This is a genomic window from Flavobacterium sp. HBTb2-11-1 (assembly GCF_009826975.1).
Taxonomy (GTDB): Bacteria; Bacteroidota; Bacteroidia; order Flavobacteriales; family Flavobacteriaceae; genus Flavobacterium.
Window position 1 is genome coordinate 26,978 of record NZ_WUMO01000005.1, and the last position, 17,293, is coordinate 44,270.

A 17,293-nucleotide genomic window follows, 5' to 3' on the forward strand; every position below is an offset into this window, starting at 1 on the left:
CTTTGCCCCTTTGATTAAAATGGATCCGCCGTCACCTTAAACTTCATTTCTGCTTTTACTGTAACATCTTTTGTTAAAGTTTCTTTTATAGTCACTTTAGTTCTTATTTTGTAGCTGTCTGCTTTAATGTACTGATCTAATTTTTGATCGGTACAAATCAAATCGATTGTGTTGCTCGATGCATTGATATTGTCTAAATAAGCCAATTCGATTTCATCTGAATCGGATGTTGAAATATACAGATGAATCGATTTTAAGAACGTGAATGTTTTATCCGAAGGATCTGTAATGGATAATTTCAACGATCTGATTTTAACATCTTTTACCAAACTAGCTTTAGTTTTATTGTTTTCAAACTCAGCAGAAGAATTGGTCGTAACCTCTGGCGTAATAATCTCTGATGGAAGATTAATAGGTGAAGTGCTTTCAATTTTAATCGAAGTGCTATTCGAAATTGTAAAAGTCAATAAATCATCGACAGTATTGCAAGAAGAAAAAAAGACCGACACAAGAGCAGTCAGGGCAATAATTTTTGATTTCATAGTTAAATTTAAATTGGGTTTTCGTTAAATACGGATTTTTGAATTGTTTGGATTTTTTTGCGAAGATAATAAGTAGCAAAGGTTCTAAGATGTTAAGTTTTATTTTTTGTGTAAAAAAAAACTCAGAACCTGAGTAACTTAGTATCTTAGAACCTACGTTGAAAAAAATATTTATTTTTTCAACGTTCCGATTTTTGAATTTCGAATATAAAAAGTACTTTTGCGCATGCAACACAACGTACTTATTTTAGATTTCGGATCGCAATATACTCAACTTATTGCGCGTAGAGTTCGCGAATTAAATATATTCTGCGAAATTTTTCCTTACAATCACATTCCAAGTGATTTATCAAGTTATAAAGCCGTAATTTTAGGAGGAAGCCCTTTCTCTGTAAGAGGAGAAGATGCACCACATCCTGATTTATCACAAATTAGAGGTAAAATGCCTTTACTTGCTGTTTGTTACGGAGCACAATATTTAGCTCATTTCAGCGGAGGTGAAGTAGCAGCTTCAAATACTAGAGAATACGGTAGAGCAAACTTGTCTTATATTAAAGAAGGCGAAACTTTCTTTGAAGGAGTTTCAGAAAACAGCCAAGTTTGGATGAGCCATAGCGATAGTATCAAAGCGCTTCCAACAAATGCTGTGAAATTAGCTAGCACGCACGATGTAGAATACGCAGCTTACAAAATTGAAGGCGAAACTACTTATGCGATTCAATACCATCCAGAAGTTTACCATTCTACTGATGGGAAGAAAATGTTGGAGAACTTCTTAGTGAAAATTGCCGAAGTTCCTCAAAACTTTACTCCAAATGCTTTCGTTGACGAAATGGTCGCAGAATTGAAAGAAAAATTAGGAAACGATAAAGTAGTTCTTGGTTTATCTGGAGGAGTAGATTCTACTGTAGCAGCAGTTTTATTAAACAAAGCAATCGGACAAAATTTATATTGCATCTTCGTAAATAACGGTCTTTTACGTAAAAACGAATTCGAAAATGTATTGAACCAATACAAAGGAATGGGATTAAACGTAAAAGGAGTAGATGCAGGAGATCGTTTTCTTGGCGAATTAGCAGGAATCAGTGATCCAGAAACAAAACGTAAAACAATCGGTCGTGTATTTATCGAAGTTTTTGATGATGAATCACACTTATTAGAAGACGTAAAATGGTTGGCGCAAGGAACTATTTACCCGGACGTAATCGAATCTGTTTCGGTAAAAGGGCCATCTGCAACTATTAAATCACATCACAACGTTGGTGGATTGCCAGATTACATGAAATTAAAAATTGTAGAACCCCTTAGAATGCTTTTCAAAGATGAAGTGAGAAGAGTAGGAGCTACATTAGGAATAGATCCTGAATTATTAGGAAGACACCCTTTCCCAGGGCCAGGATTATCAATCAGAATTTTAGGAGATATTACTCCAGAGAAAGTGAGAATTTTACAAGATGTAGATTCTGTATTTATTGAAGGATTGAAATCTTGGGGATTATATGATAAAGTTTGGCAGGCTGGAGCAATTTTGCTTCCTGTAAACAGCGTTGGTGTTATGGGTGATGAGCGTACGTACGAAAAAGTAGTGGCGCTTAGAGCAGTAGAATCAACAGATGGTATGACTGCTGACTGGGTTCATTTACCTTACGATTTCTTGATGAAAGTGTCAAATGACATTATCAATAAAGTAAAAGGCGTGAATCGTGTAGTTTACGATATTAGTTCAAAACCACCTGCAACAATTGAGTGGGAATAGTAGCATAATTTAAAATTAAGGTCTTACATTTGTAAGGCCTTAATTTTTTATAACCTACTATTTATGAGAGAACTTTTAACGATTTCTCTTGTGTTTATTTTGTCTTTTAACAAAATAATTGCGCAAGATTCAATTATCGAGCACAAGATTCAAAAAGGTGAAACCGCTTATTTTATTGCCCAAAAGTATAAGGTTTCTATCGATGAGATTTACAAACTCAATCCCGAATCGCAAAACGGAATCAAAGACAATCAGGTTTTAAAGATTCCAGTTCACAATTCAGAAAATACACTTTCAAAGCAGCAAACTCATATTGTTACACCCAAAGAAACATTGTTTGGTTTATCAAAACAATATCATGTTTCTGTAGAAGCTATTCAGAATGCCAATCAGGAAACTCTTGCCAACGGACTTCAGATAGGTCAAGAATTGATTATTCCTCAAAATTCTGATCATTCCTTAAAACAAGAAAATGTTATTTCTTCCAAAACTACTCATCAAGTTGTGGCTAAAGAATCTTTATTCAGCATTGCTAGACAATATAATGTTTCGGTTCAAGATTTAGAAAATTTAAATAAAGATATTTTAATAAACGGATTGCAGATCGGTCAGACGATTTCTATTCCGAATAAAAGAAAAACGCTTGACGGAAGAGTTCGTGTTATCAATCAAGAAACTGTTTTTCACGTTGTAGAACCAAAAGAAACTAAATTTTCAATTGCCAAGAAATACGGCATTTCAATAGATCAATTAGAATCTCAAAATCCAGAAATTGTAAACGGATTGATCGTTGGAAACAAATTGGCCATCAATACTACAGCAATAAAACCAGCAAACGAAAGTGAAGAATTGATGTTGGCTTTGGCCGAAAAACAAGTTGTGGTTGAAAAAACAAAAGCCAAAACAGTTGAAATAGAAGATTTGAAAGATCGTTTGGTGGTTCAGAAAGAAATGAATCAGAAAATCATAAAGATTAATGATTTGAAAGTGAATCTGAATGATATGAATGGTTCTAAAGAAAACTCGGTTGAAAAATTGCGTTTGGTTTTGGAAGCCAATAAAAATGTTCAGGATGTTTTAATGGCCAAATTAGATTCGCTTGTTACGACAATGAATGATGATTTGAAAGAACTAAAGCGAATGGATATTTTGAATGTTGAAGAATCGAGAAGATTAGAAAAACAATCTTCTGAGGGAATCAGTAAAACCAATGAATTATCCTCTCAACTGAAAAAGGAATTGGCAGAAAACAGAAAAGTGTATGCTGGTTTGATGAATAAAGTAGAGAAAATTGCTGTTGAGGAAAATCAGGAGTATAAGAAGAAAATCCGCGAAAGCGAGAAAAAAGCCAATACAGAACCTTTACAGCAACGTTTGTCTTTAGAAGAAATTCAGCGCTATAAAGAAGATCAGCAAAAAGGAGACGAAAAAAATCAGCTCTTAATTGCTAAAATTGATTCGCTTGACAATCAGAAAAAAATTGAAGTGAAAAGACACATCAGCAAAGCTTCATATTATAGCATGGAAGCACGGAAGTTTGATGATAAATTGGCTCTGATTAAACTGAAAAAATATCAGGATGAAGCAGTCAAAAAACAAAAAAAGGACAACACTGCCGAAAATTCAAAAACAATTTCGCTGGAAGAAATGAAACAGGAATTGAAAGACAATCCTTTAAGACCTGATAAAACAGTAAAAGTAGAAGTTTATGATAATCTTAGAGAAGTTTCGAACGGGTATTACTTAGTTTTGGGTATATTTACAGACGCAGTTGACCGAGATAAGCTTATTATGAAACTCATTGATTCTGGCGATTTTAACGCTAGTTTCTTTTTCAATATTAACAGCCTTTCGTACTATGTTTACAGCGATAAATTTGAAAACATGGAAGAAGTGCTTTACAAATGCAAGAAAAAAGAAGAAGATGAGTTATATAAAGAAATCATAATTGCCAAAGTAGAAATCGATTTGAGATGATTTTTGAATGAAATAAAACGGCTCGAATTTTGCTTTGGGGAAATCTGTGAGATATTTTTAAATTAGAAATTAAATTGTTTTAAGCCATATTATGAAATACTATTTAACATTATTGTCTCTTGTGTTCTTTATCAGTTCAAGTGCGTTTTCGCAGGAAAAAGTGGTGAAGTATAAAGTATCAAGCGGTGAAACTATTAATCAGATTGCTCAAAAATTTAAGGTTACGCCTTATGATATTTATAAGCTAAATCCAGATGCCAGAACAGGTTTAAGCCCAAATACAGTATTGCTGATTCCGACGGCAACAGGAGAAGCAAAAAAAGAAGTTGCTGAAACTAAAGCTGCTTCAGGAAAAGAGATTATTCATGAAGTACAGCCAAAAGAAACGTTTTACAGCATCGAGAAAAAATACGGAATCTCTGATGAAGCTTTAAAAGCAGCAAATCCGTTTTTGGAAAAAACAGGTGTTCAGATCGGACAGAAACTGGTTATTCCAGCAAAAGGATCGGCTCCAAAAGCAACAGCAAAACCTAAAGAAAAAGGTGCTGAAAAATATGTATATCATGACGTTCAGCCAAAAGAAACAAAATTTGGAATTGCAAAACAGTATAATATGACTGTGGACGAATTGGAAAAACGCAATCCAGATATTGTTAACAATTTGCCAGTCGGTTACAGACTTACCATAAAAGGAACAGCGCCAAAAACAGAACATGTTGCAACAGAAACAGCAAAACCTGCTGAAAATAAAAAACCTGCTGAATCTTCTAAAAAAGCAGTAACGTACATGGATTATCAGGTGAAACCGAAAGAAACTTTCTATAGTTTAGGAAGAGTTTTTCATTTATCTCAAGACGAATTAGTGGCATTAAATCCGTCACTTTCGGAAGGTGTAAAAGAGGGGATGGTTCTAAAAGTTCCTGCTGGATATGTAGCTCCTGCGCCAATTATTGCAGCGCAAGTTCCTGATAAGCCAGCTGATTCTTCTGTAAATAAACCAACGGAAAGTTCTGGTGGCGGAATTAAGATTGTTGATAAAGTAAAATCTACTGAAAACGAAAATGTAGAAATTGTTGAATTAACAAAAAAGAAAGGTGTCAATGAGCGTAAAAAAGTAGTTTTACTGCTTCCTTTTAATTTGGCTAAAGTGCAAAGCGATACTTCAGGAACGGCTAATAGAATTAAAAATGATAAATTTTTAAATATGACTCTAGATTTTTATTCTGGAGCTTTGATGGCGATTGATTCTGCAAAAACCTTGAAACTGCCAATTGACGTTGCAATTTATGATTCTCAGGAAACTAAAACCACTTCGAATGTTGTAGGTTTGACTCCGAAACTTCAAGATGCTGATGCTGTAATTGGGCCATTTTACCAAAGTAATGCAGAAACGGCAGCAAATATGCTGCGTTCGTATAATGTTCCTGTAATTTCGCCTTTATCAAAAGATAGTGCTAATCCGATTGATAATTTGTACCAAACTATACCTTCAAATGACGTAATCAAAAATGCAGTTTTTGATTATATGCGTTCTAAAAATGGAAACATTGTAGCGGTAGTTGACAAGAAAAAAGAGTCGGTTATCAACTACATTAAGCAAAATCAGAAAGGAGTGGCATTTGCGTCTCTAACTGAAACTGGTGGTTTGGATGTGGCTAATTTAAAAAGTCTATTAATACCAAATCGTTTGAATTATGTTGTGATGGAAACAGGAAATACAGCGATGGTAAAAGCTACAATTAAGGCTCTACTAGATTCTCAAAAAACGTGTCAGGTTCAATTGGTGATTTTAGAGCCAAATAGTACATTGGATACAGATGAAATCAATTTTGATAATTTGGTAAAACTAAAATTAATGTATCCTTCTGTAACTCGCGAAAGTGATGAACAGCCAGTTTTAATTTATGAAAAACAATATCGTCTAAAAAACAAAGCAAATCCGACGACTTATGCAACTAGAGGATTTGACGTAACGTTTGATACGATGATGCGTTTAATGCAAGGAAAAACATTCCAAGAAACAGCTGATTTGATGACAACTCAGCAGGTAGACAATAAATTTCAGTATTATAGAAAAGAAGATGGAGGACACGCTAATAAAGGTGTTTACATCTTATATTATGATAGTGACTTAACTTTAAAAGTAGCAAATTAATGACATCAAAAGTAACCTATTTAGGAGATTTAAGAGCGAGTTCAATTCACGTGCAATCAGGAAGCGAAATCATTTCTGACGCACCATTAGATAATAACGGAAAAGGAGAAGCGTTTTCTCCAACAGATACAGTTGCAAATGCATTAGCAAGCTGTATGATGACGATTATGGGAATTAAAGCTCGTGATTTAGAAGTTGATTTTGTTGGTTCAACAGCAGAAGTAACTAAGATTATGAATGCAGAGCCAAGAAGAATTGGAGCAATCGAAATTGTATTTCAAATGAAAAGCAATGCTGACGAAAAAAGCAAAACTATTTTGGAACGTGCTGCAATGACTTGCCCTGTATTTTTAAGTTTAAGCAGTGAAATCGAAAAGAAAATTACATTCAACTGGAATTAATTTTCAACTTAATATTAAAAGGAGCTGTCTCAAAAGGACAGCTTTTTTTATAAGCTTCGGAGAAGCGAAATATTTGTAGAAATTCAAATAAAGTGAATGCAACAGAGCTCCAGCGGAGCGACATTTTTTTCTAATTAGGATATGTCGCTCCGCTGGAGCTTTGTTATTGATAATAGATTAAATTGCTATAAATGTTTCGCTTCTCCGAAGCTGAATTTCCAAAATCAAACGGTTTGTAAATACTTTTCGGACTGCCTGTTTTTTGTTTTATAAATGGTCTAAAACAGACAAGAGAGCAACATCTACTTTGCTCTCTTGTCCCTTTCTAACTAACTAACCAATATATTTATTCTGAAAACTCTAATTTTTTAAGTTTGTTCCATCCTCCACGTGTAAAATCAGGAATTTCTACAGGAGCAGAATTATGGTCTAATGAAATTTCGGTTAACGGACCAAGACAAGACCATTCGGCCAAATCGTAAACATCCATATCAAGAGGAAGACCTTTTTGCAGACAATGAATTAAACGATAGTCCATAATAAAATCCATTCCGCCATGACCGCCCACTTTTTTAGCCTGTTCTTCGATTCCTTTTGCAATTGGATGTTTGTATTTTTCCATCAACGCTTTTTTCACTTCTTCAGGAACGAAAGAGTGCGCGCTCAATTTTTCATGATTTGGTTTTACGTCATCGCTTAATTCTTTTCCGTCCAAAGCATAACCTTCAAGGGGATATTTATTAGCAAAACCTTTTGTACCGCTCAATTGATACATTCTGCTGTACGGACGAGGAGAAGTAACATCGTGCTGAATGTGGATTGTTTTTCCATTTTCCGTACGAATCATGGTCATCGTATGATCTCCGTTTCTAAAATCTTTAATTTCCTGTCCCGATTTTTCTTTAATGTAAGCAGGATTTCCAACGGCTTTGGTATCCATAGAAACCAAGAAATTCATTTTATCACCACGGTGAATATTGAGTGCCTGACACGCAGGTCCCATTCCGTGTGTCGCATAAATATCGCCGCGGTGTTTAATGTTATAATCCATTCTCCAATTGTTCCAGTATTCTCCCCAGAAAGGCTGTAAACCGTGAATGTACGAACCTTCAGCATGTAGAATTTCTCCAAAAACGCCTTGCTGAGCCATATTTAAAGTGGTCAATTCGAAGAAATCATAAACGCAGTTTTCTAATTGCATGCAATGTTTTCTTGTTTTTTCCGAAGTATCGATCAATTCCCAGATTTCTTTCATAGTTAAAGCGCCTGGAACTTCAATCGCAACATGTTTTCCGTCTTTCATGGCCTGAACACCTATTACAGCGTGATGTTTCCAATCTGTAGCCACATAAACTAAATCTACATTTGGCAAAGCCGTAACTTTTCTCCAAGCATTTTCGTCTCCGTAGAATTCCTGTGCTTTTGGAAAACCAGCTTTCGTTAAAATTTCATTTGATTTCGCAGTATTTTCTTGAGTCATGTCGCACAAAGCCACAATTTCTACACCCGGAATATGTGTCATACGTTCAACAGCGCCAGGACCGCGCATTCCAAGTCCGATGAAGGCAACACGAACGGTTGGAATTGGATCTGCAGCCATTCTTAGGACATCTTGCTGTCCTTTTGGACGTGAAGGTGTTTTGGTCTTAATCATTTGTGCAGAGGCAATTGTCCATCCGAACAAAAGAAAAAGGATTGTTATAGGTTTTAAGAAGGTGATTTTCATAAGTAGTAATTTTATTTAATGCCTATCGGGCATCTATTTTAATTCGTTGGGTATATTTTTTTAACACATAGAAACATAGTCATTGTAAGCTTAAAAAAGGCGTCTCACTAATTTTAATGCATATAGAACTATGTGTTAAAGCTTGCTTTTTCCATAATCTTAAACAGAAACAGCAAAATTCTATATTTCTATGTGTTTAATTAAACTTTAAAAATAACCTCTCTAATGAACCAGATTAGAGAGGTTTTCAAAAACAAAAACAGACCTAAAGGACTCTTAATAATTATTTTTGACTACTAAATCTTTTCATTAATGGCGTTACATGCTTTTGAGTATCGTCATCCAATGAAGCCAATGCTTTATCAGCTTCGGCTGGAGCGTATTTTGCTAATCCGGTTAATCCTGCTGCAATTACGTTGTATGATTGTTCTTTAATACTTTCTTCCGTCAAACTTTTATAAGAAGCATCTCCTGTAGAAGCCAGTTTTACAATAGCATTTGCTCTGGCGATTGTCTTTTTATCATTTTTAGCAATATCAAGAAGCGTTTTTAAAACCTGATCTTTGGTTTGCTTTTCATTTAGATCAATTGCTTTGATGCTCAGTACTCTTAAATCTTCCTGTCGATCTTTTAAACCTTCCAGTAAAATAAGTTGCGATTCCTGACTTCTGTCTTTCGAAGCAAATTTCATAGCTTCAATTCGGTTGTAATACGATGGCGCATTTTTATATTGAAAAAGATAATCAGCAGCTGTTTTTTTATCTACATTCACTTCTCCAACTAGGATTTTATCTGGATCTAAATCTATAAATTCAGGTTTTGAAGGAAGATCAAAAGTGAATGTTTGTTGTTTTTTATCAATTAAAATATCCTTTCGGATTTTAGTTCCGTTTACGTAAAAATCAACTTTTAAAGGCAGTGTAAAGGTTTGCACAGCACTATCCTGAGATTGATTTATGGTAATAATAACTTTTCCGTTAGCATATTTGTAAACTACATCCAAAATCGGACTTCCAGCATTATAATACCATTGATCAAAATAAGGCAGCCAATCTTTTCCTGTCACTTCTTCCATCGATAAACGCAGTTGATGCGGTTCACCAGATTTATAAGCATTTGTGGTTAAATAATGATTTAGTCCTTTAAAAAAGGCTTCATCACCCATTTGATTTTTCATTGCATATAAAATGATTGAACCTTTAGAATAGCTGATGTTATCAAACATATCGTCTGCATTTTTGTAATGAAAACGTGCTAAAATCGGACTATCACCATTTTTTTGAGAACGCAAATAATTCTGCAATTTTTCATAACGCGATCGGTCTTCCGCATCTTGTCCAGCATCATGACCATGCCATAAAACTTCTCCAAAAGTGGCAAACGATTCGTTCATGGTTAAGTTTGACCAAGACTCAGCCGTTACGTAATCTCCAAACCATTGATGAAAAAGTTCGTGAGCAATGGTGCTTTCTTGATTATCATCTAATAATTCTCTTTCTGTTTTTTGAACATATTCGCCATGAACAGTTGCCGAAGTATTTTCCATCGCACCTCCAAAATAGTCTTTCACTACAATTTGCGCATATTTTGCCCAAGGATATTCTACGCCAAGCATTTTGCCGTAAAAGTTCATCATATCTGGCGTTTTGTAGAAAATATGTTTGGCATACGGTGCATATTTTGGCTCTAAATAATAGCTGACTTCTTTGCCATTATATGAATCTTTATAGACTTTAAAATCACCAACAGCCATCATAAACAAATAAGGCGCATTTGGCTGTTCCATTTTCCAAATATCTGTTCTTGTTCCGTCTTTATTTACTTTTTGTGAGGTTAATTTACCGTTTGAAAGTGTGGTATATTTTCCCTCAACTGTCATCGCAATTTCAGAAGTTGTTTTCTGATTTGGTTTGTCAATCGTCGGGAACCAGCAAGAAGAAGCTTCTGTTTCGCCTTGCGTCCATATTTGTGTTGGTTTGTCACCTTTTCCGTCAGGATTAATAAAATACAATCCGTTTGAATTGGTAATCGATTCGCCAGCTTTGCTTTTCAGTTCTGCTGGTTTTGCGGTGTAATTAATGAAAATAGTATACTTTTCAGTTCGCTTGTATTTTCTGTTTAAAGCGATAGAAAGTTCTTCACTATCATATTTGTATTGCAACGGAATGCTTTTTTTGCCATCAATAATAGCAATTTCTTTAAAATCCATTCCTTTTGCATCCAACTTAAGCGAATCGGTTTCGTAAAAATGCGGTTTTAAAGTAATCCATTCTTTTCCGTACAAATAACGTTTTCCGTAATCGAAAGAAACTTCCAATTTGGTATGAATTAAATCGTGTGTTTTTAAAGGAGTAGCACGATAAATAGATAATTCATCTGCTTTTTCAGTCTTGTTTTGTGCTTCTATTTTTGGTGCCAAAACAAGGGCAAGACCCAAAAATGTATATTTTAAAAAATGCTTTTTCATTTTATTGTTTTGAAAGTTCTTTACAATTTTTCGATAATTCTAACTTCGCCATCTTTTTCATCTTCACTCAAAATATTCGATGGTTTTTTAGTGTAAGACAATAAAGTCCATTGCACTATTTTATTTGTCGGATATAAATCTGCATGAGTTTTTATCCATTTTTCAGCTTCTTGAGCAGAAGAAGTTTTTTCGATAGCCCATGCAGAAACAAGGTTGTTTGCTGGGAGGAAATTCATAACCGTATTATCGACTACTGGTTTGAAAGCGACAATTTTTTCTAAAGATTTAAAAGCCATTTCTTTGTTTCCAAGACTGCTGTAACATTGATAATCTAACCAGTTTTCTAATCTTTCATCAATATTTTCGTCATACGGTTTTCCAACGCCTAAATTCTCTGGAAACAATTTGGCGTCAGCAATAAATTGTAATGCTTTTTTGTACTGCTTGTTTTTAATTTCTGCCAAAGCCTGCATCAATTTTGCTTCGTGATACAATTGCCTTCCTGCCGTTGCGCCTTCAAAAGGAAGAATCTGCAATTTGGTTAAGAACAAATCAGCTTCACGGTATTTTTTATTTAGCAATAAAGTTTTAGCGTAAAGCATTCCAATCAGATAATTGTCCTGATGTTTTTTATAGAAAGATTCAGCTGTTGTAAGCGCTTTGTCAAATTGTTTTTGAGCGATGTAATATTCTGCCAGCATTTTATGGTATCTCCAGCCTTGCGGATCTAATTTGATGGCTTGCTGAAGACTTGCCAACACGATTGCCGAATCATCTTTAAATAAAGAAGCTTTTGCGCCATAAAAAGCAGGATCATTTGGTTTTGCACCGTATTCTGAAAACAATCTTTTAGCTTCTGAAATGCTGTTACGATTCCATTCAATCAAACCTAAATGATATTTTAATTGGTATTGATCATTAGTTTTAATTAGTGATTTCAGAATTTCTGCGGTTTCATTTCTGAAAGGAAAACTAGTTCCAGGTTTGATTTTGCTCACATCAACCGGTTTGTTTTCTAAAAAGGCTTTCCAATAAATGATTTCTGCGCTTGGTTCTGCAGTAGAAAACACTTTTAAAGCTTCTTCTTTTCGGCTTATGTTATTGTACCAAATTCCTAACTCAAGAAAAGTCTGTTCTGGCATTTCGTTTTGAATAGCTGAAACAAAAGCATTTTTGGAATCGTTTGAATTGTTCAAAAGGTATTTTTCGAAATCAGCAAAATGATTCAGCGGATCCAATTTCGCAATCGCTTTTAAAGCTGAATTTGCTTTATCGGAATTATTTTGAAGACGATATAAAACGGCTAGAATTTGTAAACCTTCTATATTGTATTGATTATAGATTAAGCTTTTTTCCGCATATTCAATTGCTTTCGGCAAATCGTTTTCGGCTAAGTAAATTTTGCTTAAAGCAGTGTAAGCCGGACTTCTAAATTCAACACTTGCAGCGGCAATATCAAAACCATCTTTTGCATCGGTGTTATTTCCTAAATGAAAGTTCGCTAAAGCATAAAAATAATTCGCAGCAGGATCATAAGTATCAATTGCTAAAGCTTTGCTTGCCGAATTTACAGCGCCTTTGTAATCTAATTTTCTGATTTGCAAAGAAGCCAATGCAGAAAGGGCAGGAGCGTAGTTGGGATCTAGTTTCAAACAAGCATTCAGTTTTTCTTCAGCCAGAACATAATCTTTAAAACTGATGTAATTTTTTCCTTGCTGATACAATCCGTAAACCGAATTATGGTCAAAATCTTTCGGAATCTCTACAGGACGATTAATGTTTCCGTCTTCTGGAGCAGCATTCCAAACCAATTTATTTTCGCCTAAAACAAATTTCAGTTTATTTGAATCGACTTTTATCTGAATAGAATCTTTGAAAGTTTGCATGGTATTCAAAGCAATATCTTTAGAATATACTTTTTTGCCGTTTTCAAAAACTTCGATTTTATCGTTTAATTTTTGAAGCGGAGAAAAATAGATTTTCAGCCAGCCGTTTTCGTTTTTAATATTGACAGAACCATAATTATTGGCTTTTACAAAACCTTTTGTGTGTTTTACAGGAAACCAATATTCGGTCCAAGTATCGGTTTGATAAGGTGCAAATGAGCGCTGTTTAAATGGTGTAAGATTACTAGCTTCGCTCGCTTGATTAAACAATCTTCCACTTTGAACTTCTACATATTGCCCGTCAGTATCGGTTAATAATTTTTCCCAAATCATGCCTTGCTGAGACAATCCCCAAATCCAGATTTTTTTGCCCGGCTTATCATCATGATTGCCGTATCTTCCCATTCCAAAATCTTCATCATGGTAATATCCTCCAAAGAAATCGTCATATTTCCCGAATACGTGATACGATTTGTAACCGCCAAAATTGTTGTTTTTATAGAATGACAAATCTTTGCCGTTTTCTTTGTCAATTGGCCACGAATTGTATTCTCCGTTATGACCAATATATGTTTGTCCCGGATAAATAAACTGCAGATTTTCGGCCGCTTTTATTCCGGTATTCATCCAAGTGTAATATGGCTGTTCGAATTCGGTTGTGTTTGACCAAAACGAATTTGTAGTAAAGTATGCTTTGTCTTTCGGCAGATTAATATCTAATTTCCAAGAAGTTCTCGTCAATAAATCTAAAACGCCAATCACACAACTAATGCTTCCGTCTTCTCGATTTATAATTTTGTAATCCACAGGAGTGGCGCAGTTTGGCGTGTGGCCGATAATTCCGTAATTGCCTTCAACACCGCCACTTGTCCACGGTCCGCGCATGGCAATGTCTCTGAATTTTACAACATGATTATTGTAAACAATGTCTTTTCCTGTAGATTTTTCTATTGCCGACCAGACTTTTCCGCCAATTTCTGGCAGAATCATCAGTTTGATATAGTCGTTTTCGATTTCGATTACTTTCCATTCTTTTTGAACAGGTTTGTCTGTAAAACCATCAAAACGGAAATACGGATAAAACTTTGTATCAGGTTTCGGAATCGGATCAGGATCTGAGAACGGATATGTGGTAAATACTTTTTTGTATTCTTTTACGGTTGGGTTGTTTTGTGCATTTATGAAAAGACTTCCAAAGAGCAAAATGGATAATAGTGGTCTAAATTTCATAAGACGAGTTTTTTGTGGGTTATTTTTTGCCACAGATTTCACGGATTAAAATGATTTTTTAATCTGTTTGTACAAATTAATATGTGTTAATCTGTGAAATCTGTGGCATTAAATTTTTCAGTTATAATTATTTCACAATCAACAACCAGCCTTTTCCTTTCGAAACTGGAATTTCATCATTTGCGTTAAAAGTCTGTGCAGGCTGGAAATTAAGGACTTCTGGAGCTGTAATTGTAGCTTTTGAAGGATTGATTCCTAATTTTTTCCAGTCGATTGTCAGCTTTACTTTTGTATCTGCATCTGCCCAGCTTGCAATCGAGATTAAAGCTGTTCCGTTCTTTTTGTAAACAGTTGCCAAAACTTTGTCGTTGTTTGTTTTTACAGGACAGTTTTCGCTCCAATATCCAATCATTTCAGAACCTTTAATTCCGAAAGAATCCCAAAGTTTCCAGATGTTTCTTGGGTCAGCACCATCGCTCCAAGGCAATCTGTTTGTCATTCCGTAAACCATTCCTCTCCACGGATTTCCACCATCTTGAAGCATTTCTCCCATTAAACCAAACGGGATTCCACTTACCTCGGTCAAGAAAAAGTCAGGCTGATTTTTTTCATAATCAAAATATTCTCCAAACCATAATCTATTGATGTACGGGAAGTGCTCCATGTATAAGTTGGCACTATTATTAAATCCGTCACTTTTGTTATATTGGTTCGCACTGTGTAAATCGATAATTCCAGGATGACCATCTTTAGTCAAAACTCTTTTGATGCGTTTCATTGTGATTCTGTCGAAAGCAACGTCATCTAGATAAATTCCGTCAATGCCCACATTTTGAGTCAGCCAATTCATTCCCTCGACATAGTAATTATGCCAACGGTTCATACCACTGTTTACGATTGCAGCGTCTTTAATTTCAGGAACAAACCAAGCAGCGATATAATCATCTCCAACGTGCTCTTGCAGCCAAGAGAATCCGCCACCTTTTCCTGGAGAATAAATTTCGTGACCTAAACTTCTAAGAGCGAAAGTTTCATAAGCTTTGTTAGAAACCTCTCTAACCGTGTTGTAGATTTTTACTTTTAAGCCTTTTTGATGTGCTTCATCGATATACGATTTCATCTTTTTATATTCAATAAAAGGATAATTGATATAAGGATTGATTGCATTGGCGTGGTGAATATTGATTACCGTTGCGCCAGTTTTAGCGATAGAATCGATCGGACTGTATTTATGGTAAAACTTTGTATCCCATTGAAAATCGGTATTTATGGTATGGAAAGGCGTAATCAATAAGTTAAAATTATAGTATAAAACATCGCCTTTTTTCATCGTTCTAGCACCGCTGTACGCATTTACTACAACCGATTTTGGATTTGGCGTAATGGTAATGCCGCCCTTATTTTCGTTACCCCATGAAGTAGGCAGCAATAAAGGTTTTTGTAAATAGAAATTAGTATTTAAAGGGCGGCTATATTTTTCGTCTCTTAAAGAAAACTGCAATCCAGAATTTACAGCACCAATCCAAGCACCGTCTTGATTTTTATGGGCAACATCCCATTTCCAGTCGAAAGTTGCAGGACGATCTCCACCTTTTTGACCTAATCCCATCATGTATTTTGCAGAAGTTGGCTGCATTGGCATTTGGAAATTAATGTCATTAAAAGCGACGTCTTCGAGGGCTGTAACTTTTACCGTATAATGTACAAAACCGTCAAACTCTACAGAAGCATTTACATCCATTTGGACCGATTTTGAAGTCGCAGTATTTTCCCAAGACACTATTCCTGCGTCTTTTTTAGTGAATTTTACACCGCTGTTTTTCCATTGTACTTCTTTTCCTGATGCGTCAACAAAATGAAAATCTATTGGAGCACTTAAAACATCATTTGCTTTTGTTCCTACCGAAGTCATTTCTGGAGTAAAATAAGTTTGAATTTGCGCAGGGAATCCGTTTGGAGCTACAATCAGTTTTCTTCCTAATAAAGCAATTTCAGAGTTGTTTACGGTTAATGGAGTATAAGGAGCAATAACCGTATTTTCTTGCGCTAAAGTTGAGTTTAACCATTTTAAACGCGTCATTTTTTCTGGACTGTCAATACCTCCGTTTTTTGTTACTTCATTAGAAACAATAATTTGAAGATTGATTTCTTTTGATTTCCCGTCAGCAGTAACAGTTGCTTTTCCGTTATAAGTTCCAGCAGCTGCAGTTTGCGGTACATCGATACCGCACCACATTGCCTGAATTTTTCCTTTTGAAACAGAAACCGTATTGGTGAAAGGATTACCGTCATATTTCGTTCCGTCAGTGTTGATACAGCTGATATCTTTCGCCTCAATTGTTGCGCCAGTTGTACTTACTAAATTGGTAAAAGTTACTTTTATGTTTTTCAAATCTTCAAGAGCATAAACTCCCAATTGAAAAGCTAAATATTCACCTTTCATCGCCGTATCAGAAAAACTGTTTTGAACACCTTTCTGAATCCATCTTTGCGGTAAATCAGATTTTAATTTAATAGAATGTTCTCTGTCTTCTGGGAAAACCAAGAAAGAATTTCCGCTGTTTTTGGCCACAAAAGCAGAAGTTTCAGATGCTGTTGCAATCACTTCCATTGGGTAAAAGCTGTTGAAAGCATTTACGCTCTGAATTTCTGTTACAGTAGCATTGTCTTTTAAGTTTGCCTTTATATTAGAAAGCCATTTAGCATCGGCTTTGTCTTCTGGTTTCTGATAAATTCCTTTAGGATAATTAGCAGTTCCTTCGTCTACATAAGGCATATAATAAACGTAATAGGTTCCTTTTCCAGAAATTGGTTCAAAGAAAATAGTTCCGTTTTCTCTATTGATATTTTCAGTTTTTATGTTCTGAATATCTTTTCCAGACGCATCCTGAACGATAATTTTTTTAAGTTCTGGATTCGTGTCTCTTCTTCGCCATTCGATTGTTGTTTTAGCAACATTTCCCGACCCAGAAAAGGCAATTACAGCACGGTGATTTCCTAATTGATTCGGATTCCAGCTGTCGTTTCCGTCTGAATATTTTATTTGTGCAGTTAGAGGAATGCTGATTGTGATCAAACACATTATCAGTATTCTGTTTAAAAGCGTTGTGTTGTTTAGGTTTAGTTTCATTGTATTGTATTGTATTGTATTGT

General features: G+C 35.1%; 9 protein-coding genes. 4 read left to right on the plus strand and 5 right to left on the minus strand.

Features of this window, described 5'->3' with window-relative positions:
- Window positions 1–14: 14 nt before the first annotated feature.
- Window positions 15–542: a hypothetical protein gene (locus GR162_RS11915; RefSeq protein ID WP_160782347.1), complete on the minus strand. Its 528-nt coding sequence runs from the start codon at window positions 540–542 to the stop codon at window positions 15–17.
- 226 nt (window positions 543–768) lie between these two features.
- On the opposite strand from GR162_RS11915, the gene guaA reads away from it, so the two are divergent.
- The 4 genes from guaA (at window position 769) to GR162_RS11935 (ending at window position 6,831) form a co-directional block, all read left to right on the plus strand.
- Entirely contained in the window at window positions 769–2,298 is a 1,530-nt protein-coding gene (guaA, locus tag GR162_RS11920; RefSeq protein ID WP_008462460.1) for a glutamine-hydrolyzing GMP synthase, read from the plus strand.
- A 63-nt stretch (window positions 2,299–2,361) separates the two neighbouring features.
- Window positions 2,362–4,275 (plus strand): LysM peptidoglycan-binding domain-containing protein, encoded by a 1,914-nt coding sequence (locus GR162_RS11925; RefSeq protein ID WP_160782348.1) that lies wholly within the window; start codon window positions 2,362–2,364, stop codon window positions 4,273–4,275.
- 91 nt (window positions 4,276–4,366) lie between these two features.
- Complete coding sequence (locus GR162_RS11930) at window positions 4,367–6,430, plus strand: LysM peptidoglycan-binding domain-containing protein (protein WP_160782349.1); 2,064 nt, start codon at window positions 4,367–4,369, stop codon at window positions 6,428–6,430.
- Window positions 6,430–6,831, plus strand: coding sequence for an OsmC family protein (locus GR162_RS11935; RefSeq protein WP_160782350.1), 402 nt, complete (start codon window positions 6,430–6,432; stop codon window positions 6,829–6,831). The genes GR162_RS11930 and GR162_RS11935 overlap by 1 nt, the downstream gene beginning before the upstream one ends.
- Before the next feature lie 346 nt (window positions 6,832–7,177).
- On the opposite strand, the gene GR162_RS11940 is transcribed toward GR162_RS11935, so the two are convergent.
- The 4 genes from GR162_RS11940 to GR162_RS11955 all read right to left on the minus strand — a co-directional run bounded on the left by GR162_RS11940 (window position 7,178) and on the right by GR162_RS11955 (window position 17,270).
- Entirely contained in the window at window positions 7,178–8,557 is a 1,380-nt protein-coding gene (locus GR162_RS11940) for a Gfo/Idh/MocA family protein (protein ID WP_160782351.1), read from the minus strand.
- A gap of 283 nt (window positions 8,558–8,840) precedes the next feature.
- Window positions 8,841–11,024, minus strand: coding sequence for a M1 family metallopeptidase (locus GR162_RS11945; protein ID WP_160782352.1), 2,184 nt, complete (start codon window positions 11,022–11,024; stop codon window positions 8,841–8,843).
- Between the two features lie 20 nt (window positions 11,025–11,044).
- Window positions 11,045–14,140 carry a DUF5107 domain-containing protein gene (locus GR162_RS11950; RefSeq protein WP_160782353.1) on the minus strand — a complete coding sequence of 1,032 codons (3,096 nt, stop codon included), beginning with the start codon at window positions 14,138–14,140 and terminating at the stop codon, window positions 11,045–11,047.
- Between the two features lie 127 nt (window positions 14,141–14,267).
- Entirely contained in the window at window positions 14,268–17,270 is a 3,003-nt protein-coding gene (locus GR162_RS11955; protein ID WP_237421356.1) for a glycoside hydrolase domain-containing protein, read from the minus strand.
- Window positions 17,271–17,293: the final 23 nt, after the last annotated feature.